General features: G+C 71.2%; 25 protein-coding genes. 16 read left to right on the top strand and 9 right to left on the bottom strand.

What is annotated here, in order from left to right; genetic code table 11:
* The 5 genes from ID554_RS11470 (at position 1) to ID554_RS11450 (ending at position 5,729) form a co-directional block, all read left to right on the top strand.
* Positions 1–579 (top strand): TlpA family protein disulfide reductase, encoded by a 579-nt coding sequence (locus tag ID554_RS11470; RefSeq protein ID WP_117229328.1) that lies wholly within the window; start codon positions 1–3, stop codon positions 577–579.
* A complete protein-coding gene (locus tag ID554_RS11465) occupies positions 579–1,439 on the top strand; it encodes a cytochrome c biogenesis CcdA family protein (protein ID WP_117229327.1) in 861 nt (286 codons plus the stop codon). The genes ID554_RS11470 and ID554_RS11465 overlap by 1 nt, the downstream gene beginning before the upstream one ends.
* Positions 1,439–3,121 carry a cytochrome c biogenesis protein ResB gene (locus tag ID554_RS11460; RefSeq protein ID WP_117229326.1) on the top strand — a complete coding sequence of 561 codons (1,683 nt, stop codon included), beginning with the start codon at positions 1,439–1,441 and terminating at the stop codon, positions 3,119–3,121. Before ID554_RS11465 ends, ID554_RS11460 begins: the two co-directional genes overlap by 1 nt.
* The gene (gene ccsB / locus ID554_RS11455; RefSeq protein ID WP_117229325.1) at positions 3,121–4,182 is read left to right on the top strand and encodes a c-type cytochrome biogenesis protein CcsB; all 1,062 of its coding nucleotides are present in this window, start codon (positions 3,121–3,123) and stop codon (positions 4,180–4,182) included. Before ID554_RS11460 ends, ccsB begins: the two co-directional genes overlap by 1 nt.
* 65 nt (positions 4,183–4,247) lie before the next feature.
* Positions 4,248–5,729, top strand: coding sequence for an AAA family ATPase (locus ID554_RS11450; RefSeq protein ID WP_117229324.1), 1,482 nt, complete (start codon positions 4,248–4,250; stop codon positions 5,727–5,729).
* A 43-nt stretch (positions 5,730–5,772) separates the two neighbouring features.
* Here the strand turns inward: ID554_RS11450 and ID554_RS11445 are convergent, their stop codons facing one another.
* The gene (locus ID554_RS11445; RefSeq protein WP_117229323.1) at positions 5,773–6,057 is read right to left on the bottom strand and encodes a hypothetical protein; all 285 of its coding nucleotides are present in this window, start codon (positions 6,055–6,057) and stop codon (positions 5,773–5,775) included.
* A gap of 182 nt (positions 6,058–6,239) precedes the next feature.
* On the opposite strand from ID554_RS11445, the gene ID554_RS11440 reads away from it, so the two are divergent.
* Both ID554_RS11440 and ID554_RS11435 read left to right on the top strand, forming a co-directional pair.
* Positions 6,240–6,689 (top strand): DUF5753 domain-containing protein, encoded by a 450-nt coding sequence (locus tag ID554_RS11440; RefSeq protein WP_147333511.1) that lies wholly within the window; start codon positions 6,240–6,242, stop codon positions 6,687–6,689.
* The gene (locus tag ID554_RS11435; RefSeq protein WP_117229321.1) at positions 6,677–6,868 is read left to right on the top strand and encodes a DUF397 domain-containing protein; all 192 of its coding nucleotides are present in this window, start codon (positions 6,677–6,679) and stop codon (positions 6,866–6,868) included. Before ID554_RS11440 ends, ID554_RS11435 begins: the two co-directional genes overlap by 13 nt.
* A 76-nt stretch (positions 6,869–6,944) precedes the next feature.
* Here the strand turns inward: ID554_RS11435 and ID554_RS11430 are convergent, their stop codons facing one another.
* Entirely contained in the window at positions 6,945–7,160 is a 216-nt protein-coding gene (locus ID554_RS11430) for a hypothetical protein (protein ID WP_147333510.1), read from the bottom strand.
* A 97-nt stretch (positions 7,161–7,257) separates the two neighbouring features.
* Here ID554_RS11430 and ID554_RS11425 point away from each other — a divergent pair, with 97 nt between their 5' ends.
* Together ID554_RS11425 and mqnP are read left to right on the top strand one after the other, a co-directional pair.
* Entirely contained in the window at positions 7,258–8,718 is a 1,461-nt protein-coding gene (locus tag ID554_RS11425) for a menaquinone biosynthesis decarboxylase (protein ID WP_117229320.1), read from the top strand.
* Complete coding sequence (gene mqnP, locus ID554_RS11420; protein WP_117229319.1) at positions 8,718–9,632, top strand: menaquinone biosynthesis prenyltransferase MqnP; 915 nt, start codon at positions 8,718–8,720, stop codon at positions 9,630–9,632. The genes ID554_RS11425 and mqnP overlap by 1 nt, the downstream gene beginning before the upstream one ends.
* 55 nt (positions 9,633–9,687) lie before the next feature.
* Here mqnP and ID554_RS11415 read toward each other — a convergent pair whose 3' ends face one another.
* On the bottom strand, positions 9,688–10,674 hold the full coding sequence (locus tag ID554_RS11415; RefSeq protein ID WP_117229318.1) for a terpene synthase family protein: 987 nt from the start codon (positions 10,672–10,674) through the stop codon (positions 9,688–9,690).
* A gap of 174 nt (positions 10,675–10,848) precedes the next feature.
* On the opposite strand from ID554_RS11415, the gene ID554_RS11410 reads away from it, so the two are divergent.
* Complete coding sequence (locus ID554_RS11410) at positions 10,849–11,478, top strand: UbiX family flavin prenyltransferase (RefSeq protein WP_117229317.1); 630 nt, start codon at positions 10,849–10,851, stop codon at positions 11,476–11,478.
* Positions 11,479–11,510: 32 nt separating this feature from the next.
* On the opposite strand, the gene ID554_RS11405 is transcribed toward ID554_RS11410, so the two are convergent.
* Positions 11,511–11,777, bottom strand: a complete 267-nt coding sequence (locus tag ID554_RS11405; protein WP_117229316.1) for a BldC family transcriptional regulator — start codon at positions 11,775–11,777, stop codon at positions 11,511–11,513.
* Positions 11,778–12,046: 269 nt separating this feature from the next.
* Here ID554_RS11405 and ID554_RS11400 point away from each other — a divergent pair, with 269 nt between their 5' ends.
* Positions 12,047–12,505 carry an Lrp/AsnC family transcriptional regulator gene (locus tag ID554_RS11400; protein WP_117229315.1) on the top strand — a complete coding sequence of 153 codons (459 nt, stop codon included), beginning with the start codon at positions 12,047–12,049 and terminating at the stop codon, positions 12,503–12,505.
* 22 nt (positions 12,506–12,527) lie between these two features.
* Positions 12,528–13,619 (top strand): L-cysteine desulfhydrase Cds1, encoded by a 1,092-nt coding sequence (locus ID554_RS11395; protein ID WP_117229314.1) that lies wholly within the window; start codon positions 12,528–12,530, stop codon positions 13,617–13,619.
* 13 nt (positions 13,620–13,632) lie between these two features.
* Here the strand turns inward: ID554_RS11395 and ID554_RS11390 are convergent, their stop codons facing one another.
* The 4 genes from ID554_RS11390 to ID554_RS11375 all read right to left on the bottom strand — a co-directional run bounded on the left by ID554_RS11390 (position 13,633) and on the right by ID554_RS11375 (position 19,001).
* Positions 13,633–14,262 carry a putative glycolipid-binding domain-containing protein gene (locus ID554_RS11390; RefSeq protein ID WP_223884542.1) on the bottom strand — a complete coding sequence of 210 codons (630 nt, stop codon included), beginning with the start codon at positions 14,260–14,262 and terminating at the stop codon, positions 13,633–13,635.
* Between the two features lie 57 nt (positions 14,263–14,319).
* On the bottom strand, positions 14,320–15,858 hold the full coding sequence (locus tag ID554_RS11385) for a DEAD/DEAH box helicase (protein ID WP_396888507.1): 1,539 nt from the start codon (positions 15,856–15,858) through the stop codon (positions 14,320–14,322).
* A 191-nt stretch (positions 15,859–16,049) separates the two neighbouring features.
* The gene (locus ID554_RS31555) at positions 16,050–16,853 is read right to left on the bottom strand and encodes a hypothetical protein (protein ID WP_223884541.1); all 804 of its coding nucleotides are present in this window, start codon (positions 16,851–16,853) and stop codon (positions 16,050–16,052) included.
* A gap of 591 nt (positions 16,854–17,444) precedes the next feature.
* Complete coding sequence (locus tag ID554_RS11375; RefSeq protein ID WP_117229311.1) at positions 17,445–19,001, bottom strand: C40 family peptidase; 1,557 nt, start codon at positions 18,999–19,001, stop codon at positions 17,445–17,447.
* Positions 19,002–19,274: 273 nt separating this feature from the next.
* Here ID554_RS11375 and mqnE point away from each other — a divergent pair, with 273 nt between their 5' ends.
* From mqnE to ID554_RS11355, 4 genes are all read left to right on the top strand, one after another.
* The gene (gene mqnE, locus ID554_RS11370; RefSeq protein WP_117229310.1) at positions 19,275–20,444 is read left to right on the top strand and encodes an aminofutalosine synthase MqnE; all 1,170 of its coding nucleotides are present in this window, start codon (positions 19,275–19,277) and stop codon (positions 20,442–20,444) included.
* A gap of 24 nt (positions 20,445–20,468) precedes the next feature.
* Positions 20,469–20,891, top strand: coding sequence for a hypothetical protein (locus ID554_RS11365; RefSeq protein WP_117229309.1), 423 nt, complete (start codon positions 20,469–20,471; stop codon positions 20,889–20,891).
* Positions 20,892–20,960: 69 nt separating this feature from the next.
* Positions 20,961–21,302 (top strand): DUF4229 domain-containing protein, encoded by a 342-nt coding sequence (locus ID554_RS11360; protein WP_117229372.1) that lies wholly within the window; start codon positions 20,961–20,963, stop codon positions 21,300–21,302.
* Positions 21,303–21,443: 141 nt separating this feature from the next.
* Positions 21,444–23,321, top strand: coding sequence for a M14 family zinc carboxypeptidase (locus ID554_RS11355; RefSeq protein WP_117229308.1), 1,878 nt, complete (start codon positions 21,444–21,446; stop codon positions 23,319–23,321).
* Positions 23,322–23,482: 161 nt separating this feature from the next.
* On the opposite strand, the gene ID554_RS11350 is transcribed toward ID554_RS11355, so the two are convergent.
* Positions 23,483–24,247: a VOC family protein gene (locus tag ID554_RS11350; RefSeq protein WP_117229371.1), complete on the bottom strand. Its 765-nt coding sequence runs from the start codon at positions 24,245–24,247 to the stop codon at positions 23,483–23,485.
* Positions 24,248–24,268 lie beyond the last annotated feature (21 nt).

Raw genomic sequence — 24,268 nt, 5'->3', positions numbered from 1 at the left:
ATGCGTACCCGCAGGTGGGCGGTGGGTCTGCTCGCCGCCGTGACCGCCACGACGGTGCTGAGCGGGTGCAGCGGCGGCGGCCGCGAGGCGGACTGCGACAACGTGGGCGGCATCGTGGAGTGTGCCCCGGACCAGCGTTCCGACGCGCCGCGCCTCGCGGGTGAGCTGCTGGAGGGCGGCTCCTACGACGTGACGCAGCAGCGGGGCCAGGTCGTCGTGGTCAACTTCTGGGGTTCCTGGTGCGCGCCGTGCCGGGCCGAGGCCGACGACCTGGAGAACACCTACCAGGCGACCAAGGACTCCGGGGTGACCTTCCTCGGCATCAACGTGCAGGACAGCCGGGACAAGGCGATCGCCTTCGAGGAGGGCTACGGGATCAGCTACCCGAGCCTCTTCGACCCGGGCAGCCGCCTCGCCCTCGACCTGGACATTCCGCCGAACACCATCCCCGCCACCGTGATCCTCGACCGGGAGGGCCGGATCGCGACCGTGATCCGGGCGGCGGTACGCCAGGAGGGCCTGCAACCCATCGTCGAGCGGATAGCCGCCGAGTCGACCGCGGCGTCCGGCCCTCGCTGATGGGCGAGACGTTCGGTCAGGTCGCCGTCTCGGGTCCACTGCTGCTGGCGGTGGGCGCGGCGGCGCTGGCCGGGCTGGTCAGCTTCCTCTCCCCGTGCGTACTGCCCCTGATGCCGGGCTACCTGTCGTACGTGACCGGCCTGGCCGGCGCCGACCTGGAGGGCCGGGATGTAAGGAAGGGCCCCGTACTAACGCCTGGTGTAGAGGAGGGGTCCCCTCCTAACACGTCCGGCGGGGGTACGGCGGTGCGAGAGCGCACCCGGGTCAGTCCGGCGGTCAAGGGGCGCGTACTCGCCGGGACGCTGCTCTTCATCGCCGGCTTCACCGTGGTCTTCACCGCCACCGCGATCCTGTTCAGCAGCATCGGCCGGGTCTTCTTCGACTACGAGCGGACGTTGGAGATCGTCGTCGGCGGGCTGATCGTGGTGCTCGGGCTGGGCTACCTCGGGGTGCTGCCCGGCTTCCAACGCGAGTTCCGGATCAACCGACTGCCGAACGCCGGCCTGCTCGGCGCACCCGTCCTCGGCGCGGTGTTCGCCCTGAGCTGGGTCCCCTGCACCGGCCCGACGCTGGCCGCGGTGCTCGGCATGGCCACCACCAGCGGGCAGACCGACCGCGCGGTGGTGCTCGCCGTGGCGTACTGCCTCGGGCTGGGCATACCGTTCATCGTCTTCGGGCTCGGCTTCAGCCGCCTGCTCGGGGTCTTCCGCACGATCCGGCGGCACAGCCGCTGGGTCACCCGGGTCGGCGGCGTGCTGCTGATCCTGATCGGGCTGGCCCTGCTCACCGGCGGATGGGCCAACGTCGTGATCTGGTTGCAGACGACCGTCGGGGTGGGCGATTTCGAGGTGAGCATCTGATGACCGCGGTGGACGAACGACCTGCCGCCCCGGCCGAGTCACCCCGGCGCCGCCCCCACGCGCTGATCGCCCTGCTGCGCAACTCGTGGCGGCAGCTCACCAGCATGCGTACGGCGTTGGTGCTGCTCTTCCTGCTCGCGGTCGCCGCGATCCCGGGTTCGGTGCTGCCGCAGCGTGGCGTCAACCCGGAGGACGTCCGGGACTTCTACACCGCGAATCCGCAGCTCGCTCCGGTGCTGGATCGGATCGGCGCGTTCGAGGCGTTCAGCTCGGTCTGGTTCTCGGCGATCTATCTGCTGTTGTTCACCTCGCTGATCGGGTGCATCACGCCCCGGCTGCGCGATCACGTCCGGGCGCTGCGGGCCAGGCCGCCGGCCGTACCGAAGCGGCTGGAGCGGCTGCCCCAGCACGCGGTGGTGCCGGCGCCCGCCGGTGGCGCAGCGGCGATCGCCGAGACGCTGCGGCGCCGCCGGTGGCGGGTGGCGGTACGCGGCGACGAGATCTCCGCCGAGAAGGGTTACCTCAAGGAGACCGGCAACCTGATCTTCCACTCCTCGATGGTGCTGCTGCTGGTCGGTGTCGCGCTCGGCTCCTGGTACGGCTGGCACGGCAACCGGCTCCTTGTCTCCGGCCCGGACGGCGTCTTCTGCAACACCCGCCAGCAGTACGCGGAGGTGAAGCTCGGCCCGCGTGTCGGCGACGACCTGCCCCGGTTCTGCATGCGGCTCGACGAGTTCGAGGCCGAGTTCCTGCCGAGCGGTCAGCCCTCGTTCTTCAACGCGAAGGTCACGGTCGATGAGGACGGCGGTGCGCCCCGGGCGGCCGAGTTCTCGGTCAACTCGCCGCTGCGTCTCGACGGGGCGAACGTCTATCTGCTCGGCCACGGCTACGTGCCGCTGATCCGCTACACCGATCGGTTCGGCAAGTCCCAGACCAGTCCGGTGCCGTTCCTCACCACCGGCGACATGGGGCTGACCAGTGAGGGCCTGGCGGCCTTCCCGGACGCCAACGTCGACCCGGCGACCGGCGAGCGGAACCCGAACCTCCAGATGGCCTTCTCCGGCCTGTACCTGCCGACCGCGCCGCAGGAGCCCCCGTTCACCCGTTCCGAGTACCCGACGGAGCAGAACCCGCTGCTCGGCCTGATCGCCTATCGGGGCAACCTGGGCCTCGACGGCGGCATCCCCGGCTCGGTCTACCAGCTCGACCAGCGGCAGATCAGCAACGGCCGGCTCACCGAGATCGGCTCCAAGGAGCTGCGCAAGGGCGAGAGCTGGACGCTTGACGACGGCACCACGGTCGAGTTCGTCGGCACCGAGCGTTACATCGTGCTGTCCGTGCGGCACGACCCGGGCACGATGCTGCTGCTGGTCAGCTCCATCGGCCTGGTGCTCGGGCTGATGGGTTCGCTGTTCGTCCGGCGACGCCGGATCTTCGTCCGGGTGCTGCCGGCCGTTTCGGGGCCCCCCGGGCCTGGGCTCGCTGGTTCCGGGCCCCCCGAGGGTGGATCTCCGACGGACGGTAGTAGCTTGGTCGAGGTGGCTGGCCTGCCCCGGACCGAACATCCGGGGTTCGCCGCCGAGTTCAGCCAACTGGTCGCCGCAATCGGCGACGACCGGCGGACCGGCGAGGCCGCCACCGACCCGGACGAGCGGGCCGGGTCCCGAGAAGGAGCCGAGTGATGTCCGCACTATCCGACCAGGTGGTGTCGATCGCCACCCTGGTGTACCTGCTGGCGATGATCAGCCACGCGGTCGAGTACGCACTCGGCAACTCGCGGGCCAAGGTGGCGGCGACCCCCGCCCGCGAGCTGGTCGGCGCGGCGGTCGGCGGTGGCTCCGGCGCGACGGGCGCAGCGGGCAGCGGCAACGCGACGGGGGCGGCCGAGGACGGCGGTTCGACGGGTACGGCCGACGGCGTGGCCGGGGCCGGTGGCGGGACAGCCGGTGGTGGTGGGGGACGGACCTCGGCCGAGCGCACCGCGCGGAAGGCCGCACTCGCCGGTTGGATCGCGGTGGCCCTGACCGGCGTGGGCGCGGCCCTGCACCTGGTCGGGCTGGTGACCCGGGGCATCGCCGCCGAGCGGATGCCCTGGGGCAACATGTACGAGTTCGTGCTCACGGTCTCGTTCATCGGCGTCGCCGCCTGGCTGGTGGTGCTCTGGAAGGTGCCGTCGCTGCGCCGCCTCGGGCTGTTCCTGACCCTGGTCATGGTGCTGCTGGTGGCCACCGCCGAGTTGGTGCTCTACACCCCGATCGTGCCGCTGGTGCCGGCGCTCAACTCGTACTGGTTCATCGTGCACGTGTCGACCGTGGTGTTCGCCTCGGGGCTGTTCCTGCTCGGCTCGGTGCCGGCCGCGACGTACCTGATGCGGGCCGGCTACGAACGCGGCAAGCGCAGCTTCCCGTACACGCTGGCGAAGAAGTTGCCGGTGGCGGCCAGCCTGGAGCGGCTCACCTTCGTCCTGCACGCCTTCGCGTTCCCGCTCTTCACCTTCGCGGTGATCGCCGGGGCGATCTGGGCCGAGGCGGCCTGGGGCCGGCCGTGGGGTTGGGACCCGAAGGAGACCTGGTCGTTCATCTCCTGGGTGATCTACGCCGGGTACCTGCACGCCCGCGCGACGCCGAGCGTGAAGCGCAACGTGGCCGCCTGGCTGGCCATCCTCGGCTTCCTGACGGTGATGATGAACCTTTTCGGCGTGAACATCTTCTTCGAGGGCCTGCACTCATACGGCGGTCTGTGAGGACAGAACCCAGGATGTAGAACTACACTTCTTATAACTGTAGTTCTACATTTTGGTGGACCGCCATGAGGCTGGCGAAGCCTGTCGAGATCTTCGACCGCGACGCGGAATGGGCCGAGCTGACCCGTTTCGCGACCGATGTTCGCCCAGGTGCAACGCTCGGAGTCGTCAGCGGGCGCCGCCGCCAGGGCAAGACCCTGCTTCTGTACGAGTTGGCAAAGGCCACCCGCGGGTTCTACTTCGGGGCGACCGAGGCGACTCCGGCCGAGTCCCTTCGGCGACTCGGTGAGGCTCTCGGCCGGTACGCCGGCAGCCCGGGCCCGGTGCAACTGTCGGACTGGCAGCATGCCGTTGACGCCCTGCTCGCCTTGGGCAAGGAGCGTGCCGTCACCGTGGTGATCGACGAGTTCCCCTACCTGGCCAGGACCAGCCGGGATCTTCCATCGATCATCCAGCACGCACTCACCCCTGGCCGACCTGAGCGCACCGGCTCGCGTACCCGTCTTCTCCTGTGCGGATCGGCGCTCTCCTTCATGGGCGGCTTGTTGGCCGGCTCCGCACCGCTGCGGGGCCGGGCCGGGCTCGAACTGCCGATCGCGCCGCTGAACTACCGCGCCGCAGCGGAGTTCTGGGGTATCGGCGACCCGCGACTCGCCGTCCAGGTGTTCGCCATCGTCGGCGGCACGCCGGCCTACCGGCGGGAGTACGTCCAGGACGACGCGCCGGAGGGGCCTGACGACTTCGACGACTGGGTGATGCGCGCCGTGCTGAATCCGGCCCGGCCACTCTTCCGCGAGGCGCGCTACCTGCTCGCCGAGGACCCGGATCTGCGCGACACCGCGCTCTACCATTCGGTGTTGGCGGCGGTCGCCGAGGGCAGCGCCACCCGGGGCGGCATTGCCGGTTTCATCGGGCGCAAGGCCACCGACTTGCAGCATCCGTTGACGGTCCTGGAAGACGCCGGGCTGCTCGTGCGGGAGCCTGACCCGCTGCGTAGCGGGCGAAGCCGGTACCGGATCGCCGAGCCGTTGATCACCTTCTACCAGGCTCTGATGCGTCCCGCATGGACCGCTCTGGAGCAGCGCCGTGGCGCGGACGTCTGGCGCCGATCCCAGCAGCGATACGCGAGCGCGGTGCTGGGCCCCGGCTTCGAGGAGTTGGTCCGGCAGTGGACGCTGCGTTTCGTCGCCCCCGAAACGCTGGGTGGCATCGCCGCCGAAGTGCAGGCGGCGGTGCTGACCGACCCGGCGAGCCGGACGAGTCAGGAACTCGACCTGGTGGCGCTCGGGGAACTGCCGGCAGGTGACGGCCCACGGCCGTTGCTGGCCCTGGGGGAGGCCAAGTGGGGTCGTACGCTGGGCCGCTCAGATCTCGAACGGCTGGTCCGGGCACGTGATCTGCTGCGGGGGCGGCCCGGTCTCGATCTGGATCACACGCGGTTGTTGCTCGCCAGCGCTGCGGGATTCACCGACGAGCTGCGGCAGCTAGCCGTCAACCGGCCGGACGTGGTCCTGGTCGATGCCGCCCGGCTCTACTCCGGCGAGTGAACCGGCTGCCGCTTGTCGCCTCAATCGTCGACGCGTTGTGGGCTCAACGGGCTGAGGTCTCGGGCGGACGGGGTGTGCGCGGGGCGGCCCAGCCGAGGAAGCGTTCGTGTAGCGACGCAGGCTTCGGCACGTTGTGTGGATCGAGTCGATACAGGTCGTCCACGGCGTCGTACAGCATCCCGGCCAGGTAGATCGACAGGGCGACGCGGCTCTCCCGGTAGTCGGCCAGCAGGGTGAGCCGGGCGGTCGCGCAGGGCCACGGCATACCGCAGGCCCGGCACAGCCAGAGCGGCCGGAGCGGTACGTGAACGTGCGGCACCGAACTCATCGGCGTCTCCCTTCACGGGTGTCACGTGGGGCCGGCTGCCGCGTTCCGGCTTGCCGGGGCGGACGCGGGCCTCCCTCGTGGGTGGAAGCGGGGCCGTCCGTCGCCGACGTGCCGGACGGCCTCGCCTCGGTTCCGCCCGTCCTTTCGGGTCGGATCCGGACGGTTCCGATGGGGACAGTCTGGTGAGGAGGCGACTACTGCCGGAGGAGGTGGAGCAGCGGGCATCGGCCCGGCTGGAGCGGCAGGCGGTGCTGACCGGCGAGCGACCGCCGCAGCTCGTCGCGGTGCTGGACGAACACGTGCTGCGGCGCCCGGTCGGCGGCCCGCTGGTGATGCGGGAGCAGTTGCGCCGCCTGGTCAAGCTGGCCACCGAACAGCCCCGGGTGCGGCTGCACGTGGTGCCCGCCTCGGTCGGCGCGTATCCAGGTGTCGCCGGGGCCTTCGTGCTGGCTACCCTTCCCGGTGGGGAGGACGTCGCCTACCTGGATGACCAACTCAAGGGTCAGGTCATCGACGACACCGAGGACGTGCTGGCGATCCGGGCGTCCTGGGAGGCGATCCAGGGCGAGGCGCTGCCGCCCCGGCAGTCGATCGAGTTGTTGACGGAGGTGGCGGAGTCATGGCGGAGCTGACCGGTGCCCGGTGGCGTACCAGTACCCGAAGCAGCACCAACGGCGGCAACTGCGTCGAGGTGGCCGACAATCTTCCCGGCGTGGTCGCCGTACGCGACAGCAAGGACCGTGACGGCGAGGTGCTGATCTTCGGCCCGGCCGCCTGGCGCGCGTTCGTGGCGCTGGCCCGCCGCCACTGACCTGCCGTCCCTGACCTGCCGTCCGTCGCCCCGTGGGCGAATCGACCACCGGCCGCCCCTGGCCATGCCGGAGAGGTCAGATCGGTTCGTCGCGGTGGCGGAGGTCGTTGCGGACGGTGGCCGGGACGCGTAGCCGCTGATCCGACCACCAGCCGGCCTCGCCGGTCACGCTGAGGCCGAAGGTGTCCGGGTCGGCACGGCCCGCACGGCACAAGGGTGGCAAGATTCGCCGATTCGCGGTGACCTGTGGCGAGCCGCTTTTGCGATCAGCTCGAAAGGGCTCGACCAGCACACTCGCCCCTTCCGGACGGAACGAGGGTGGGCCGTGCCACAGCGAGGGCGGGTACCCGGCGTGGGCACGACGACGGCGCGTAGGACAGACTTGCTGCATGGCGGCTCGTGGGTTTCCGTACACCGATCTGAAGGACTTCCTGGCGGCGCTGGAGCGCGCGGGCGAGCTACGGCGTGTCGGCGTACCCATCGACCCGACGCTGGAGATCAGCGAGGTCGTCACGCGGACCGTTCGGGCGGACGGGCCGGCGCTGCTCTTCGAGCGGCCCACCCGGGGCGAGATGCCGGTGGCGATCAACCTGTTCGGCACCGAGAAGCGCACCGCGATGGCGCTCGGCGTCGAGTCGCTGGACGAGATCGGCAACCGGATCGGCGAGATGCTCAAGCCGGAGCTGCCGATGGGCTTCTCCGGCATGATGGGCGGCCTGGGCAAGGTGATGCAGCTCAAGTCGATGCCGCCCAAGAAGGTCAAGACCGCGCCGTGCCAGCAGGTGGTCTACCGGGGCGACGATGTCGACCTGAACCGCCTGCCGGGGCTCCAGGTGTGGCCGGGCGACGGCGGCATCTTCCACAACTTCGGGCTGACCCACACCAAGCACCCGGAGACCGGCAAGCGCAACCTCGGGCTCTACCGCCTCCAGCAGCACAGCCACAACACCGTCGGCGTGCACTGGCAGATCCACAAGAACTCCACCGCACACCACGCCGTCGCCGAGCGGCTGGGCCAGCGGCTGCCGGTCGCCATCGCCATCGGCTGCGACCCGGTGGTCAGCTACGCGTCCAGCGCGCCGCTCCCCGCCGACATCGACGAGTACCTGTTCGCCGGGTTCCTGCGCGGCGAGCGGGTGGAGATGGTCGACTGCCTGACCGTGCCGTTGCAGGTGCCGGCGCACGCCCAGGTGGTGCTGGAGGGCTACCTGGAGCCGGGTGAGCGCCTGCCGGAGGGCCCGTTCGGCGACCACACCGGCTTCTACACCCCGGTCGAGCCGTTCCCGGTGCTGCACGTCGAGGCGATGACCATGCAGCGGGACCCGGTCTACCACACGATCGTCACCTCGAAGCCGCCGCAGGAGGACCACGGTCTCGGCAAGGCCACCGAGCGGATCTTCGCGCCGCTGCTGCGCTTCCTCATCCCGGACATCGTCGACTACGATCTGCCGGCCGCCGGGGTCTTCCACAACTGCGCGATCGTGTCGATCCGCAAGCGGTACCCGAAGCACGCCCAGAAGGTGATGAACGCGATCTGGGGCGCGCACATGATGTCGCTGACCAAGCTGATCGTGATTGTGGATGAGGACTGCGACGTGCACGACTACCGCGAGGTCGCCTTCCGCGCCTTCGGCAACGTCGACTACGCCCGCGACCTGCTGCTCACCGAGGGGCCGGTGGACCACCTGGACCACTCCTCCTACCAGCAGTTCTGGGGCGGGAAGGCGGGCATCGACGCCACCCGCAAGCTGCCCACCGAGGGCTACACCCGGGGCTGGCCCGAGGAGATGACCATGTCGCCCGAGGTCGTCTCGCTGGTCGACAAGCGTTGGAAGGAGTACGGCATCTGATGGCGACCGCCGCCGTGGAGCCGGCCGAACGCCCGGGGCGAGTGAAGTCCTTCCTCAAGCTCGTGGCGATCGAGCACTCGGTGTTCGCGTTGCCGTTCGCGTACCTGTCGGCGTTGACCGCGATGCAGGTCAACGGTGGGTGGGTGCGGTGGCTCGACCTGCTGCTGATCACCGTGGCGATGGTCGGGGCACGGACGTTCGCGATGGCCGCGAACCGCATCCTGGACCGCCGGATCGACGCGCGGAACCCGCGTACCGCCAACCGGGAGCTGGTCACCGGGGCGGTGAGTCCGCGGACGGCCTGGACCGGCGCAGGCGTCGCCCTGGTGGTCTTCCTGGCCGCCGCCGCCCTGCTCAACCCGCTCTGTCTGATGCTCGCGCCGCTGGCCGTGGTGCCGCTGGTGGTCTACCCGTACGGCAAGCGGTTCACCAACTGGCCGCACGCCATCCTGGCGGTCGCCCAGGCGGTCGGGCCGATCGGCGCCTGGCTGGCGGTCACCGGCACCTTCGCCGGCTCCGGGCCGGCCTGGCTGCTCGGCGCGGCCGTCGGCCTGTGGATCGGCGGCTTCGACCTGATCTACGCCTGCCAGGACGCCGAGGTGGACCGCGAGATCGGCGTGCACAGCGTGCCGGCCCGGTACGGCCTGCGCTTCGCGCTGCACGCCTCCACCGTGGCGCACGTGGTGACCTTCGCGCTGTTCGGATGGTTCGGCGTGCTGGTCGGCTTCGGCTGGCTCTGGTGGATCGGTCTGCTGCTCACCGCGGTCGCCTTCGGCTACCAGCACCTGGTGGTCACGCCGACCGACCTGAGCCGGGTCAACCGGGCGTTCTTCACCGCCAACGGCTTCGTCGGCATCGCGCTGTTCGCCTTCGCCGTGTTCGACCTGGTCGTCCGGCTCGGCCTGCGCCCCTGAACCGTGCGACCGCACGCCGGATGCCGGCCGGGTCCGGGCGTTAGGAAGGGACCCTTCATCTACCGGAGGCGTTAGTAAGGGGCCCTTCCTTACCCGCGTAGCGGGTGCTCTCCAGCGTCCAGTCGATGGTGCCGCGGACGGCCCGGGCCACCCCGTCGAGATGGGCGGTGACGGCCTCGTCCAGCGCCGGACCGAACGACGGCACCCGCGACCGCTGGTCGACGAACTCGCGCATCGTCTCGTGCCAGCGCCGGATCACCGACTCGATCGCGGCCGCCCGGGACAGCCGGTGTTCGGCGGCCGTCGCCAGCACCAGGTTGTGTCCACCGGCGGTGGCCTCGTCGCGGTCCAGCGAGGCGATGTCGTTGTACCAGGACAGCAGGTCGTTACCGAGGTCCCGGTATCGACTCAGCAGCGGGTGATGGTAGATCGCATCGGGCAGCGGTCGGCCGGTGACGAACTCGACCAGCGGGTACGACACGTACGCGGCCGAGGTGGCGCGGCGCAGCTCGACGTACTCGGCGATGCCGGGCCGGTGGCCGCCGGCCTTGTTGGTCGCCTCCTGCCCGGCCCCGTCGAGATGGTGGGCGACCGCGTCGGCGAACCGTGCCCGCCAGACGGCCGGCATCCGGCGGCTCGGCTCCCGCCACGCGGTCACCAGCAGCCGGCGCAACGGACCGGCCAGCCCGGTGTGCTGCGGCCGATCCTGTCCGCGCAGCAACGCCAGCACGCCGTCGCGCAGCCCACGGATCTCGGCCGGGCTGAACCGGCCGGGCTTGTCGCAGGCGTCGTCGACCAGGAAGAACCAGGTGAACAGTGCGGTGAGTACGCGTAGGTCGGGCTCGCTGGCGTCCGGGTAGAGCCGGCCGGCGTAGCGGGCGAAGCGGGCCCCGGCCAACCGCCGGCCGGTTGCGCGGTCCACCGTCAGGCCGGTCTGCGGCAACCAGTGGATCAACCACTCCTGCACGTCGTCGGCGTACGGCGACAGCCGCGATGGGATCGGACACGCGTCCCGCAGCGAGGGCAGGACATCCTGGCTCATCCCGATCCTCCCCTGGGGCGCCGTATCGCCGTGCGGCACCAGGCAGCATGCCAGGTCGCGTCGGTCCCCGCATTCCGATCGGACATCGGTCGCGTAACGCCGCAGTCCCGCCGGATCGGGTCAGGTCCCGGGGGTGCCGCTCCGGCGTCGGCGGTGACCAGGCAGGCTTGAGGTATGCGTGAACCATGGGTGGTCGGCGTCTCCGGGGCCTCCGGCACGCCGTACGCGGCCGCAGTCGTCCGCGGGCTGCTCGACGCCGGTGAGCCGGTGGACCTGATCGTCTCCCGGGCCGCCCGGCTGACCGTCCTGGACGAGACCGGCAGGTCGTTCCGGGACGCGCACTGGGCCGACGACCTGGGCGCCTGGCTCGGCCGCGACCTCGACGGCGCGGACGTGCGGCACTGGACGGCCGGTGACCTGGCTGCCGGACCGAGCAGCGGCTCGTACCCGGTGCGTGGCATGGCGGTGGTGCCCGCCAGCACGGCTGCCTGCGCCGGCATCGCCATCGGCCTGTCCAAGGATCTGTTGCAGCGCGCAGCCGAGGTCAACCTCAAGGAGCGCCGACGGGTCGTGGTGGTGCCCCGGGAGACCCCGGTGACCCGTAGCCACCTGGAGCATCTGATCGCGTTGCACGACGCCGGGGCGGTGGTGCTGCCGGCCAGTCCCGGCTTCTACGGCGCGGGAGCCGCCGCCTCGGCGACGCAGCTCGTGGACTTCGTGGCCGGCAAGGTGCTCGACGCCCTCGGTGTAACGCACACCCTGTTCCACAGGTGGGCGGGGAAGTTGAACGCGGACCGGACCTGACGGCGACCGGTCCGCGTCCCGACCCGCACCACTCAGTACATGCCGGCGTTGGCCGGACCTGGGCCGGTCGAGGCGGCTGAGCCGTTGTTGCGCGGTCTGCCCATCTCGTCCGCCTCTTCCAGCATGCCCTCTCCTTCAAGCAGGGCCCGCACCTCGGATTCCCGAAACCGGCGGTGCCCTCCTGGAGTCCGGATACTGCCGATCCGGCCCGCTGCCGCCCATCGCGTCACGGTCTTCGGGTCAACCCGAAACAGCGCGGCGACCTCACCCGGTGTCAGCAGGCGATCTCCAGTGTCCACAGCCCCCTCCTCGCATCGACGAAGCCCCCGGCTGAACACACTGCCCCCGGCCGGTGCGAGCCCAGAGCCGTCATGAGGGACGTATGGCAATTACAGCACCAGCGAACTGGCCTGTCCGCCAAACGCGAAAAACGCACTGAGTGGGAAGTTAGTAAATGGTGCCGGCGGCACGCCCTTCGGACCCTGGGTATGCGAACTGTCACCCACTGCCATGCCCAACGGATGCCGGCGTCCCGGTGTCACCCGTCGCCGACTAGGGTCTACAGTCCGTGGACGCCATCGACCGCAGCCTCGTGGACCTGCTCCGGAGCAACGCCCGCCTGTCGTACGCCGAACTGGCCCGCCAGGTCGGTCTATCCGCGCCGGCAGTGCACGAACGGGTCGGAAAGCTGGAGTCCGGCGGGGTCATCCGGGCGTACCGCGCCGACGTCGAGCCGGAGGCCGTCGGGCTGGGCGTCACCGCCCTGATCGGCATCGTCGAGGACTCCGGCGCGGACACCGACGACGTGTTGGAAGCGTTCCGGGCGATACCGGAGATCGAGTCCTGCTACTTCATGGCCGGAGTCGAATCCTTCCTGCTCAAGGCCCGGGTGAGCACCATCGCCGAGTTGGAGCGGCTGATCGTACGGCTGAACCGGACACCCGGGGTGGCCTCCACCCGTACCGGCATCGCCCTGTCGACCAAGTGGGAGAACCGGCCCCAGCCGGTGGCGCAGACGTCGCCCTGAGCGGCTTGCTACCTTTCCGAGCGTGACTCATCTCGACCGGTGCGACGAGGCAAGCCGGCGGTGGGTGACCGAGGCGATCGCCGCCGTCGAGGCGGACGCCAACCGGTCCGCCGACACCCACCTGCTGCCCTTTCCGTTGCCCCGGTCGTGGGGGATCGATCTCTATCTCAAGGACGAGTCGGTGCACCCGACCGGCTCGCTCAAGCACCGGCTGGCCCGCTCGCTGTTCCTGTACGGGCTCTGCAACGGCCGGATCGGGCCGGAGACCACCATCGTCGAGGCGTCGTCGGGCTCCACGGCGGTCTCCGAGGCGTACTTCGCCCGGATGCTGGGGTTGCCGTTCATCGCGGTGATGCCCGCCTCGACGTCGCCGGAGAAGATCGCCCAGATCGAGTTCCAGGGCGGCCGGTGCCACCTGGTGCAGGACCCGGCCAAGGTGGTCATCGAGGCACGCTGGCTCGCCGAGGACTCCGGCGGACATTTCATGGACCAGTTCACCTACGCCGAACGGGCCACCGACTGGCGGGGCAACAACAACATCGCCGAGTCGATCTACGCGCAGCTTGCCCTGGAACGCCACCCCGTACCCGCCTGGGTGGTGGTCGGTGCCGGCACCGGCGGCACCAGCGCCACCATCGGCCGGTACGCCCGCTACCGGCGACTGCCCACCAAACTCTGCGTGGTGGACCCGGAGAACTCCGCGTTCTATCCGGCCTGGCAGGCGGCCGACTGGTCGGTGCGCACCGGCCGGGGCTCCCGCATCGAAGGGATCGGCCGCCCGACCGTCGAGGCGTCGTTCCTGCCTGCGGTGGTGGACCGGATGGTGCAGGTACCGGACGCCGCCTCGCTGGCCGCCATGCGGGCCGGCTCGGCCGTACTCGGTCGACGGGTGGGCGGGTCGACCGGCACCAACCTGTGGGGTGCCTTCGGGCTGATCGCCGAGATGTGCGCCGCCGGGCGCACCGGTTCGGTGGTCACCCTGATCTGCGACGCCGGTGACCGGTACGCCGACACGTACTACGCCGACGAGTGGGTCGCCGGGCAGGGCCTCGACCTGACCCCGCACCTGGCGACCGTCGAGCGGTTCCTGGCCGACGGTTCCTGGCCGGGCTGAGCCGACCGGCGACTCAGCGGGGCGTCCGGCGCTCCGCCAGGCCGGGGTAGTGCTGTACGTACCCGTCCTGGTCCATGTCGACCTCGGCACTGAAACCGTCACTGGCGTACCGGAACCGGTGCGGGCCCAGTCCGGTGTACACCTGCTCGGCGGGGAGCACGGTCAGGCTCGGCGGCAGCACCCAGGCCACGGTCATCCGGTGCGTGGTGTCGGCGGGCGCGGTGATCAGGCCGAGCCGACGCACCGGCAGCGTGTTGAACAGCGGCGAGCCGCCCAGGTCGACGTCGAGAGCATCGGCCAGGCGATCGGGGTCCTCCAGGCCGGGCAGCCCGGCCGGGGCACGCCCGGCGGCAGTCAGGACCGCGTCCAGGTCACCCTGCTCGGCGGCGGTCACCCGCCACCGACCGGTCGCCCGTTCCAGGCGTACGCTCCGCCGCCACCCGGCACCCTCGACCTCCACCTCCAGGCGGACACTGACCCACTCGGAGTCGGTGGCCACCTGGTAGCGGCAGGTGTAGGGCACCGGGTCGATGGCGATCTGGGTGCCGTGCGCGGTCAGCCCGGACCCGTCAGCGACCAGGGCGTGTTCGGACCCAGGTGTGTCGGACCGGGTCCACAGCAGCGACTTCCGCATGGTCGACATGAATCGGACGTTACGCCACCGGGCCCGACCCGGCACGCCATGCGCCGAAGGGACCGATCAGTAGGTGTGTGACCGGGGCCGCCCCACCGTACCGCGACGCTCCTCACCCCGCACCTCCGAGCGCCCGCCCCGGTCGGCACCAAACCGGCGCTCTGCGCGTGGCTGGTCGCCGAAGCGGCGTTCCCCGCGTGGCTGGTCGCCGTAGGCGCGGTCACCGAACCGGCGTTCCCCGCCCGGACGATCGCCGAACCGGCGGTCGCCGCCGGGACGGTCACCGAAGCGGCGCGGGCCGACGGTCGTCCGGCCGGGCCGACGCGGCTCCTCCCGCTCCTCCCGCACCGGCACGCCGCTCGGTTCGCGGGCTCCGGTCAGCTCGGCCAGGGCGGCGTCACCGGCGCGTACCCGGGTCTGCTCCGGCTCCACACCGGCCTTCTCCAGCATCGCCAGGGTGGTGCGGCGCTGCTTCGGCAGCACCAGGGTCGCCACCGCACCCGTCTCGCCGGCCCGTGCGGTGCGCCCGGCCCGGTGCAGGTAGTCCTTCGGGTCCTTCGGCGGGTCGACGTGTAGCACCAGCGAGACCCCGTCCACGTGGATGCCCCGGGCCGCCACGTCGGTCGCCACCAGCACGTTGGTCCGGCCCTCACGGAACTCGGCCAGGGTGCGGGTACGCATCCGCTGGGTCTTGCCGCCGTGCAGCCCACCCGCGCGTACGCCGACCGCCGCGAGCTGCGTGACCAGCCGGTCCACGCCGAGCTGGGTACGGGCGAAGACGATGGTCCGGCCGGACCGTGCCGCGATCGACGCGGTCACCGGGAACTTGTCCTGCGGCGGGATCAGCAGCAGGTGGTGGTCCATGGTGGAGACCGCAGCGGTCGCGGGCGCGGTCGAGTGGGTCACCGGGTCGGTCATGAACCGCTGGACCAACGCGTCCACGTCGGTGTCCAGAGTGGCCGAGAAGAGCAGCCGCTGCGTGTTCGCGGGAGTCTTCGCCAGCAACTCGGTGACCTCGGGAAGGAAGCCCATGTCGGCCATCTGGTCCGCTTCGTCGAGCACGGTCACCTCGACGTCGTCGAGGCGGCAGACGCCCCGGTCGATCAGGTCGGCGAGCCGACCCGGGGTGGCCACCACCACCTCGACGCCCCGGCGAAGGGCGTCGATCTGGCGGTCGTAGGGCACTCCGCCGACGGCGGTCTTCAGGAATAAGCCGACCGCCTTGCCCAACGGCAGCAGCGCGTCGTTGACCTGCATGGCGAGTTCCCGGGTGGGCACCAGGACGAGGGCACGCGGCCGCATCGGACGGGCCTGGCCGCCCTCGGCGACCCGGGCCAGCAGCGGCAGCCCGAAGGCGAGGGTCTTGCCCGAGCCGGTCTGCCCCCGGCCGAGCACGTCGCGCCCGGCGAGGGCGTCCGGCACGGTCGCGCGCTGGATCTCGAAGGGTGTGGTGATGCCCTGCCGGGCGAGGGCGCGCACGAGCGGCTGGGGCAACCCCAACGCGCCGAAGTCGATCGACTGGTTAGGACCGCCGACGTCGGCCGGCAGATCGGTGGAGGAGTCAGAGGCGGACAGGGGCATGCCAGAGGCAGCGGAGGTGGTCAAGAAATGCCTTTCAAGCGGGGCGCACCTTCGCGATGTCCCGCCACGGCACTACCGCCGCCGGATCCGTCCGCAAGAACGCCCATGGGCGCGCGGTCGCGCGCCAGGTCAGTGATCACCCACAAGTGTACGGCGAGTGCCGTTCCCGCGCGCGGACCGGATGGGGGTAGTGGGCGGACTCACCCCGCCGTTCGCTACGGCAGTGCGCCGGTCAGACCACTCAGGGCGTCGTTCGCCAGCAGGACCACGAGCGCGCTGAACGCCACCAGCAGGCCCAGCGCGACCGCCAACACGATCACCACCCGCAGGGTGTTCCCGGACCGCTCGGCCGGGGTTTCCGTCCAACCCTGGGCCAGGATGTGACCGGTCAGTGACCCTGAGTTCTCCTCGCCGATCGGGAAGGCCACGGTGTTGGCCCCCGACCCGCCCGTGTAATAGGCGCTCAGATCGGATCCGCCGGGGCGGTGCGTCGCCGATCCGGCCTCACGGGAGGCGTTCGAGCGGGGGCCGGGACCGGCCGCTTCCGGTGGGCCGGTCGCCGACGGTAGGTCCGGGGCGGTGCCGATCGGGGCCGTCGGCGGCTCGGTCGGAAGCAGCCCCGGCCGGACCGAAGGCCAGGGTGCGACCCCCGGTGAGCCGGAGACCTGCTCGTCGCGGCGCCCGCTCGGAGTGGTCGGTGGTGGCCAGACCGGCAGCGCCGGAGCGGGCACCACCGGCGACGGCGACGCGGAGACGGGCGTGGCCGACGTGGCCGTGGTGGCCGTGGCCGGCGGCGGTGGGAACGGCGGTGCGGGCATCGGGCCGGGCGGCGGGGTCGGCGGACCCGGCTCCGGTGTCGCCGGATCCGGCACCGGCTCGGGCGTGGTGGGCTGCAGAGGCTCGGACGGGCGGGCGGGCTCGGACGACTCCGGGGCGACCGGCGCCGACCGGTAGACCCCGGCGGCCCGGACACCGCCACCGCCACCGCCACCGGCGGCTGCGGCCTCGGCCGCGCTCACCTGACTCACCCCGGCGACCCGGACGCTGGCACGTGCCGGAGTCGACGGCCCCGGCTCCCGCGGCCCCGGCACAGCGGCCTTGGCAGCCCCGTTCAGGCCCGTGCCGCCGGCGCTGCCGTCTGTGCCCGTGCCGGTCGTGCCCGCTGCGTCGCCGGCCACGCTGACCTGCGCTCGGGCGATCACCGGTGGCCGGTCGGCACCGGGTGTCGCCGGGGCGCCGGCACGGTACGTGGTCCCGCCACCCGTCGTCGGAGCGACGGACCCGGGGCCGCCGGTGACCGGTGCGGCTGATCCGGTGCCGGCGCCTGCCGAACCGGCGGGGACGGGAACGCGGGCGACTCCCGCCCGGCCCCGTGCCGCTGGCCGGTCACCGCCGGCAGGAACTGCCGGTGACGAATTGGGAGCCGGAACCTCGTGCTCGGTCATCCTCGTCCTCCGTGCCACGCTCGCATCCGGATCCGTACCACCGGACCGGCAGTGCCTGTGTGACACCGTGCCACATCCCGACCGGCTGGCACAGCCGTAGCCCGCACAGTGTCCTTCGTGTACGCGCGGGACGGGCCGGAGGTCGCCTCGGCGGGTGGCGTCCGGTCAGCGACCGCCGACGGCGGACGGGGTGGCCGAGGCGCTCTCTTCGGCAGCGGTGCTGCTCGCCGCCGTGGTCGGAGCGAGGCTGCTGCTGGTCGGGGCGGGGCTGCTGCTCTCGGTGCTCGGCGTGGGCGAGGTCGACGGGCTCTGCGTCGGCGAGGTGGACGGCGACGGAGTCACCGACGGCGAGGGGGAACCGGTCGGCGTCGGCGTCGGCGAGCCCGATGGCGAGGGGGACGGCGACGTCGGTCGTGGCGTCGGCGTCGGCGTCGGACTGGTGGTGGGCTTCGAGGTCGGCTTCGGAGTGGGCTTGGGCGCTGGCGGCTGCGACGGGGTGGGCGAGGCGGTCGGGCCCGGTACCCCACCGACCACCCGGGTCGCGGCGAACAACCGGGACCAGCGGACGGTCGAGATCTTCACCACGTCGCCGGTGGTCGGTGCGTGGATCATTTTGCCGCCGCCGACGTACATGCCCATGTGGTGGATGGTCCGCCAACTGCTGCCGGAGGCGAAGAAGACCAGGTCGCCGGGGAGCAGCGCGTTGCGCGGCACGGTGCGGGACCGGGTCGCGTAGTACTGGTCGCGGGACACCCGGGGCAGCTTGTAGTAGCCGGCCGACCGGTACGCCGACCAGATCAGGCCGGAGCAGTCGAACGAGTTCGGCCCGGTGGCACCCCAGACGTACGGGTCGCCGAGCTGACGGCGGGCGTACGCGAGGGCTGCCAACGCGGTGGGGTGCGCGACCAGCCCGTCGGCCGACTGGTCGACGTAGTCGGCACCGAGCCGCTGCTCGGCGGCCTCCTGCTGGCGGGCCAGCGCGATCAACTGCGCGGAGTTCTCCTCGCGCAGCTTGATCAGCCTGGCCTCTTCCTCGCGCAGCGACTGCTGCGTGAGGGTGTACTGCTGCTGGACCCCGCGCAGCCGCTGCTCGGCGGCGGTGTACGCCTGGGTGGCCACCTGCTCGTCGGCCCGGGCGCGGGTGACCTGGCCGGCGGCCGGGCCGGTGACGCCCTCGCTGCGCTCGCCCCGGTTGGCCCGGTGCAGCCGCTCCAGGTCCCGCAGGGTGGCGGCCCAGTCGCCGGGCGGCTGGGCCGCGTCGACCTTGATCGCCTCGGCGGCGACCTGGTCGGCGCGCTGCGCAGCCTGTGTGACGGCGGCCCGGGCGAACTCCAGGGTGCGTCCGGCGGCGGTGTGCTGGGTCTCTGCCTCGGTGCGCTGTTGTTGCAGGTCGAGTAGTTGGGTGCCGAGTTCGCCGATCCGTGCCTCGACGGCGGCGATCTGGGCTTCGAGCGCGTTTCCGGCCGGGGTGGCGGTCGGGGCGGTCACGCCGGGGGTACCGTCGGTCGGTGCCCCGCCGGGCAACTGGAACTGGCCGGCGACGGCCGGGCGGGACCCGGTGTCGGGTACCGTGACCGGGATACCCGGCTCGGCGTAGGCGGGAGCGGCGAGGACGGCACTGGCGACGGCGCCGAGCAGGGCGGACCAGAGCATCGGCCGCAGCACCGGCGAGATCATCGGACTCCGTCGCCGTCGCCGCCGTCCGTCCAGGCTGTCGACCATTACGCTCCCATTCGGCCATCCAACGCCGCGCGAGGGGTCCGCGGCGGATGGGGACGCTACCACCGGGTGTCGCAATCGCCAGGTGACGCGTGCCCCATCTTGTCTTACCTCACATGGTGCGTGGTGTCGACGTTTGGGCGGGTTAAAGGAAACTGAGAGTTCGGGAGACCCGGGTCACCGACGGACCACGGTGTGAGCAGCCCGGGCGTGCGACGTAGGCTCTGACTGCGGCCGGTAACGGTCGCGGACGCAGGGGAAAGGGACGGGCTTTCGATGGACGCCGGACTCAAGCGCGAGCTCGAAGCGAAGGTGTACGCCGGGGAGCGGCTGACCCGTGAGGACGGCATCGCGCTCTACTCCAGCGACGACCTGACCTGGTTGGGGCGACTGGCCCACCACGCGCGCACCGAGCGCAACGGCGACCGGGTGATGTTCAACGTCAACCGGCACCTCAACCTGACCAACGTCTGTTCCGCCTCCTGCGCGTACTGCTCCTTCCAGCGCAAGCCGGGCGAGAAGGACGCGTACACGATGCGCATCGACGAGGCGGTCCGCAAGGCCAAGGAGATGGAGGACGAGCAGCTCACCGAGTTGCATATCGTCAACGGCCTGCACCCGACACTGCCCTGGCGCTATTACCCGAAGGTGCTGCGCGAGCTGAAGGCGGCGCTGCCGAACGTCAAGCTCAAGGCGTTCACCGCCACCGAGGTCCAGTGGTTCGAGAAGATCAGCGGGCTGACCGCCGACGCCATCCTCGACGAGCTGATGGAGGCCGGTCTGGAGTCGCTGACCGGTGGCGGCGCGGAGATCTTCGACTGGGAGATCCGCCAGCACATCGTCGACCACGCCTGCCACTGGGAGGACTGGTCGCGGATCCACCGGCTGGCCCACAGCAAGGGCATGAGGACGCCGTCGACCATGCTCTACGGCCACATCGAGGAGCCGCGGCACCGCGTCGACCACGTGCTGCGGCTGCGGGAGCTGCAGGACGAGACCGGCGGCTTCGTGGTCTTCATCCCGCTGCGCTACCAGCACGACTTCGTCGACTCCGCGGACGGCAAGGTCCGTAACCGGATCCAGGCCCGCACCACGATGGCCTCGCCGGCCGAGTCGCTGAAGACCTTCGCGGTCTCCCGGCTGCTGTTCGACAACGTGCCGCACGTCAAGTGCTTCTGGGTGATGCACGGGCTCTCGGTGGCCCAGCTCTCGCTCAACTTCGGCGTGGACGACCTGGACGGCTCGGTCGTCGAATACAAGATCACCCACGACGCGGACTCGTACGGGACGCCGAACACGATGCACCGGGACGACCTGCTGCACCTGATCTGGGACGCCGGCTTCCGCCCGGTCGAGCGGAACACCCGCTACGAGGTGGTCCGCGAGTACGACGCCGCGCCGAGCATGGCGGAGCGCCGTTCCGAGCCGCAGCAGGTCTGGGCCTGAGTCGACGCGTACCCTGGCACGACGATGAGCGAGCAGCAGAGCGCGTTCCCCCGCCGGGACGACGACGGGCGCATCCGGTTCCTGGGTGACCTGCTCGGCGTCAGCCTGGCCGGGGTGGTCATCGGGATGTTGGTGCTGGTGATCTTCGACACCGCCTTCGCCTGGTTCGGTGCCGGTGACTTCGGCCAGGCCAACGGATGGCTGGCGGTGATCCTGGCCGTCTGGTTGTTCTGGGAGGACTTCCGAGCCTGGGAGTTCGGCGCGCCCCGGGTGGTGGCCGGGTTGGTGGCGCTGGCGATGGCGGTGGTCTCCGGGCTGCTGGTGGCGGGCGTGGTGACCGGGCTGCCGCCGCTGCTCTCCGGCGGCCTGGCGGCGGTGACGTTCACCGTCGTGTACGCGCTGGTCTGGTTCCCTGGTGTCCGCTGGCTGGTCGACCGGACGACCTGAGGTCGCCGTGCGGCGCGGCCGTACGCAGGAGCTGAGAAATGCCGCCCCCGGCGGAGAATGGAGTACGACGTGAGCGCGGCGGCCAAGTACACCCTCGGCCGGATCGGCCTGTTCGTGGTCGTGATGCTGGCCCTCTGGCCGGTCGACATGGACATCTTCCTCAAGCTGATCCTGGCGCTGCTGTTCTCCGCCGCAGTCTCCTTCTTCCTGCTCAAGGGCGTACGCGACCAGATGGCCGAGGAGATGGCCGCCGCCGCCGAGCGTCGCCGCTCGGAGAAGGAGCGACTGCGGTCCGCCCTGGCCGGAGAGGACCAGGCCGAGGCCGACACCGTCTCCGGCGGCCAGGCCGACGGCGGGACGCCGGACCAGTCCGGCCCCTCCGCCGAGCAGGGACGCGGCCCCTCGTCCTGACCCGTGGCGACGGGGTCATGTCGTGGGCATGAGGATCCGGCTGGGATGAGCCACATAGCGATAGATGTTGATATGACCATGTGACCGGTGGTGGGCTGTCCGCCATCGAGCGGGGAACCCCGCGCCTCCAGGAGGTTGTCCATGGCCTTCCGATCCATCCCCGTCCGCCGTGCGCTGGCGCTCATCATCGCCGCCGGGCTCGGCCTGCTCACCATCTCCGCGCCACCGGTCTCCGCCGAGCCGGCGCCGAGCCGGGACGAGCAGCCGGCCGCCGTGCCCTACCGGGTGCTGGGCCCGAAGACGCTCGCCGACCGCAACGCGATCGCCGGCACCGGTGCCGCGATCGACTATTCCGAACACGGGGTGCTGCACGTCTCGGCCACCCGTGCCGAGGCCGCCGCGATCACCCGCCTCGGGTTCCGGCTGGAGGCGATCGCCGCCCTGCCCACTGACCGGGGCGCCGCCGACGGACAGGCCGGCGCGTTGGCCTTCCCGCCGGCCGACGCGAACTACCACGACTACGCGGAGATGACCGCCGTGGTCAACCAGGTCGTCGCGGACCATCCGTCGATCGCCCGCAAGATCAGTATCGGCAGCTCCTACGAGGGCCGGGACCTGGTGGCGGTGAAGATCTCCGACAACGTCGCCACCGACGAGAACGAGCCGGAGATCCTGTTCAACGCCCAGCAGCACGCCCGTGAGCACCTGACCGTCGAGATGGCGATCTATCTGCTCAACCTCTTCACCGACAACTACGGCTCCGACTCCCGGATCACCAGCCTGGTCAACAACCGGGAGATCTGGATCGTGCCGACCGTCAACCCCGACGGCAGCGAGTACGACATCGCCACCGGTTCCTACCGGTCCTGGCGGAAGAACCGCCAACCCAACAGCGGCTCGTCGTACGTCGGCACCGACCTGAACCGCAACTGGAGCTACAACTTCGGGTGCTGCGGCGGCTCGTCCGGCTCCACCTCCTCGGACACCTACCGGGGCCCGTCGGCGTTCTCCGCCCCGGAGACGCAGGCGCTGCGCAACTTCGTCAACAGCCGGGTGGTCGGCGGGGTGCAGCAGATCAAGGCCAACATCGACTTCCACACCTACTCCGAGCTGGTGCTCTGGCCGTACGGCTTCACGACCAGCAACACCGCGCCGGGGATGACCGCCGACCAGTACAACACCTTCGCCACCATCGGCCAGCAGATGGCGGCGACCAACGGTTTCACCCCGCAGCAGTCCAGTGACCTCTACGTCACCGACGGCAGCAGCATCGACTGGATGTGGGCGACGCACGGCATCTGGGCGTACACCTTCGAGCTGTATCCGGGCTCGGCCGCAGGCGGCGGCTTCTACCCGCCCGACGAGGTGATCCCGGCGCAGACCTCGCGCAACCGGGAGGCGGTGCTGATCCTCTCCGAGTACGCCGACTGCCCCTACCGGGCCATCGGCAAGCAGTCGCAGTACTGCGGCACCGGCGGCGGGACCACGGTCTGGTCGGACACCTTCGAGACCGCGACCGGCTGGACGATCAACCCCAACGGCACCGACACCGCGACCTCGGGGCAGTGGGAGCGGGGCGCCGCGCAGGCCACCAACTCCAGCGGGGCCAAGCAGCTCACCCCGTTCGCCGGAAGCAACGACCTGGTCACCGGCCGGCTGGCCGGCAGTGCCGCCGGGGACCACGACGTGGACGGCGGCGTGACCAGCGCCCGATCACCGGCGGTCACGTTGCCGTCCAGCGGCACGTTGACCCTGTCGCTGGCCTGGTATCTGGCACACGGATCGAACTCGTCGTCGGCCGACTACCTGCGGGTGAGCGTGGTGCACAACGGCGGCACCACGGCACTGCTCACCCAGGCCGGTGCGGCCAGCAACCGCAACGGCGCCTGGACCCAGGCCAACCTCAACCTCACCCCGTACGCCGGGCAGTCCGTCCGCATCCTGGTGGAGGCCGCCGACGCGTCGACGGCCAGCCTGGTCGAGGCGGCTGTGGACAACGTCACCATCACCGCCTCCTGAAACCGGCGGGGCCCTGCCACACCCCCTCGCGCAGGGCCCCGTCCCAGGGGTCAAACAGACAAACAGGGAACTCGACGGGCTACCGGTGGTGGCCCCTGACCGGGACCGCGACCTGCTCACCGGGTCGCGGTCCCGCCGTGCGGCGGTGGGGTAGGTGTCGGTCAGGGGGTCCGGGCTATTAGGGAGAAGAGGGCGCCTTGGGGGTCGCGCAGGGCGGTTACGCGGCCGGCGGGGATGCTTCGGGGCGGGACGAGGATGGTGCCGCCGAGTTCGGCGGCGCGGGCGGCGGTGGCGTCGGCGTCGGCGACCGAGAAGTACAGCGTCCAGTACGCCGGTGAGTCGGCCGGGAACTCGGCGCCCAGCGGCGGCATCATACCGGCCACCAGACGGTCACCCAGCCGCCAGCCGGTGTAGGCGACCTGCCCCATCGGCTCCTCCTCGGGCTGCCACCCGAAGACCAGCTCGTAGAAGATCCGCGCCCCGTCCGGATCGGGGGTGACCAGTTCGGTCCAGCTCATCGCGCCCGGCACGTCGAAGACGTCGGCCCCGGTGAAGGTCATCGGCTGCCAGACGCTGAAGGCGGCACCGGCCGGATCGCTGAACACCGCCATTCGACCCCGGTCGAACACCTCGAACGGCGGCACCACCACCTGCCCGCCGGCCCGTTCCACCCGACCGGCGACCAGGTCGGCGTCGTCGGTGGCCACGTACGTCGACCAGATCGGCACCTGGTCCGGTACGGCCGGCGGCCCCACGCCGGCGACCGGCCGCCCGCCGAGCAGGAAGACGGTGTAACCGCCCGCCTCCGGTTCGGGGGCGACCCGGCCGGTCCAGCCGAACAGCTCGGGATAGAACCGTCGGGCCGCGTCCAGGCCCGGGGTGGCCAGATCAGCCCAGCAAGGGGTGCCCGGCGGGACGCTGACCACGGCCACCCCTCTCGGCTCGGG

The organism is Micromonospora craniellae, from assembly GCF_014764405.1.
In the GTDB taxonomy this organism is placed as follows: Bacteria; Actinomycetota; Actinomycetes; order Mycobacteriales; family Micromonosporaceae; genus Micromonospora; species Micromonospora craniellae.
The sequence above is the reverse complement of the archived record's forward strand: the minus strand, read 5'-3'. Positions and strand labels throughout refer to the sequence as shown.

Excerpts from the sequence above, each read along its gene's own strand:
- ID554_RS11470 (WP_117229328.1), top strand. The coding sequence starts at position 1 with ATGCGTACCCGCAGGTGGGCGGTGGGTCTGCTCGCCGCCGTGACCGCC.
- ID554_RS11465 (WP_117229327.1), top strand. The coding sequence starts at position 579 with ATGGGCGAGACGTTCGGTCAGGTCGCCGTCTCGGGTCCACTGCTGCTG.
- ID554_RS11460 (WP_117229326.1), top strand. The coding sequence starts at position 1,439 with ATGACCGCGGTGGACGAACGACCTGCCGCCCCGGCCGAGTCACCCCGG.
- ccsB (WP_117229325.1), top strand. The coding sequence starts at position 3,121 with ATGTCCGCACTATCCGACCAGGTGGTGTCGATCGCCACCCTGGTGTAC.
- ID554_RS11450 (WP_117229324.1), top strand. The coding sequence starts at position 4,248 with ATGAGGCTGGCGAAGCCTGTCGAGATCTTCGACCGCGACGCGGAATGG.
- ID554_RS11445 (WP_117229323.1), bottom strand. The coding sequence starts at position 6,057 with ATGAGTTCGGTGCCGCACGTTCACGTACCGCTCCGGCCGCTCTGGCTG.
- ID554_RS11435 (WP_117229321.1), top strand. The coding sequence starts at position 6,677 with ATGGCGGAGCTGACCGGTGCCCGGTGGCGTACCAGTACCCGAAGCAGC.
- ID554_RS11425 (WP_117229320.1), top strand. The coding sequence starts at position 7,258 with ATGGCGGCTCGTGGGTTTCCGTACACCGATCTGAAGGACTTCCTGGCG.
- mqnP (WP_117229319.1), top strand. The coding sequence starts at position 8,718 with ATGGCGACCGCCGCCGTGGAGCCGGCCGAACGCCCGGGGCGAGTGAAG.
- ID554_RS11415 (WP_117229318.1), bottom strand. The coding sequence starts at position 10,674 with ATGAGCCAGGATGTCCTGCCCTCGCTGCGGGACGCGTGTCCGATCCCA.
- ID554_RS11410 (WP_117229317.1), top strand. The coding sequence starts at position 10,849 with ATGCGTGAACCATGGGTGGTCGGCGTCTCCGGGGCCTCCGGCACGCCG.
- ID554_RS11390 (WP_223884542.1), bottom strand. The coding sequence starts at position 14,262 with ATGTCGACCATGCGGAAGTCGCTGCTGTGGACCCGGTCCGACACACCT.
- ID554_RS11375 (WP_117229311.1), bottom strand. The coding sequence starts at position 19,001 with ATGGTCGACAGCCTGGACGGACGGCGGCGACGGCGACGGAGTCCGATG.
- mqnE (WP_117229310.1), top strand. The coding sequence starts at position 19,275 with ATGGACGCCGGACTCAAGCGCGAGCTCGAAGCGAAGGTGTACGCCGGG.
- ID554_RS11365 (WP_117229309.1), top strand. The coding sequence starts at position 20,469 with ATGAGCGAGCAGCAGAGCGCGTTCCCCCGCCGGGACGACGACGGGCGC.
- ID554_RS11355 (WP_117229308.1), top strand. The coding sequence starts at position 21,444 with ATGGCCTTCCGATCCATCCCCGTCCGCCGTGCGCTGGCGCTCATCATC.